General features: G+C 70.5%; 1 protein-coding gene and 1 pseudogene. One reads left to right on the forward strand and one right to left on the reverse strand.

The annotated features are described in order from the left end of the window. On the reverse strand, positions 1-551 hold a 551-nt coding region (locus tag FOZ70_RS37700), incomplete at its 3' end, for a CoA transferase (protein WP_219707906.1). A gap of 239 nt (positions 552-790) precedes the next feature. On the opposite strand from FOZ70_RS37700, the pseudogene FOZ70_RS38475 reads away from it, so the two are divergent. Continuing rightward, a pseudogene (locus FOZ70_RS38475) lies at positions 791-1,200 on the forward strand (glycerate dehydrogenase); the annotation flags it as partial.

Consider the following 1,200-nt stretch of genomic DNA (forward strand, 5'->3'; position numbering starts at 1 on the left):
CGAAGCGCGAGCAGCACGCCGATCACGCCGTGCAGCGCCGACAGCGAATCGCCGAGCGAGATGCCGACGCGCACCGGCGTGCGGCCCGGCTCGCCGGTCAGGTGCCGCAGGCCGCCCATCGCCTCGGCGATCACGCCGAAGCCGGGCCGGTCGCGGTACGGGCCCGTCTGGCCGAAGCCCGACACGCGCAGCATCACGAGCCCCGGGTTGATCGCGGACAGCGCGTCCCAGCCGAGCCCCCAGCCCTCGAGCGTGCCGGGCCGGAAGTTCTCGATCAGCACGTCGGTTTCCGCGACGAGGCGGCGTACCACGTCCTGCCCTTCGGGCGTGCGCAAGTCGAGCGTCAGCGAGCGCTTGTTGCGCGACTGCGCGGCCCACCAGACCGACGTGCCGTCGTGCAGCAGCCGCCATTTGCGCAGCGGGTCGCCGAGCGCGGGCGGCTCGACCTTGAGCACGTCCGCACCGAATTCGGCGAGCATCCGGCCCGCGAACGGGCCGGCGATCAGTTGTCCGAGTTCCAGCACGCGGATGCCGTCGAGGGGCCGTGTCATGGTTGTCTCCGATGAAAGCGTGTTGTCGATGACGGCGATCATGACGGCGTTCCCGCCCGGCGAAAATCGATCGATGCTCAACCAGCCTTTCCGAAACGGAAAGGCGTGCGCGGCGTCCGTTCACAAATGCAGTGCGCCAGCCTTTCCATCCGGGAAAGCGCACTCGNNCGGCCCGCGTGCCGCCGGCAGAATCGAACCCGTTCCGCGCCCGCCCCGGGCGCCTGCCAGCGAGGCCCGCCATGTTTTCCGTTTCCTCTCCCGCGACGATCGTGTTCCTCGACCGCGCGACGCTGTCGCCGCAAACCGTGCTGAAGCCGTTCCCGTTTCCGCACGTGTTGCGCACGTTCGAGCGGACGGCCGCGCACGAAGTCGCTGCACGCATCGGCGACGCGGACATCGTCGTGACCAACAAGGTGCGGCTCGACGCGGCGGCGCTTGCCGACGCGCGGCGCCTGCGGATGATCGCGATCGCCGCGACGGGCACCGACATCGTCGATCTCGACGCGTGTGCCGCGCACGGCATCGTCGTGAGCAACATTCGCGGGTATGCGGTCCGCACGGTGCCCGAGCACACGTTCGCGCTGATCTTCGCGCTGCGCCGCAGCCTCGTCGCGTACCGCGACGCGGTGCGCGCGGGGCGCTGGCTCGA

The sequence above is a fragment of the Burkholderia sp. COPS genome (assembly GCF_019425585.1).
GTDB classification, from domain to species: Bacteria; Pseudomonadota; Gammaproteobacteria; order Burkholderiales; family Burkholderiaceae; genus Burkholderia; species Burkholderia cepacia.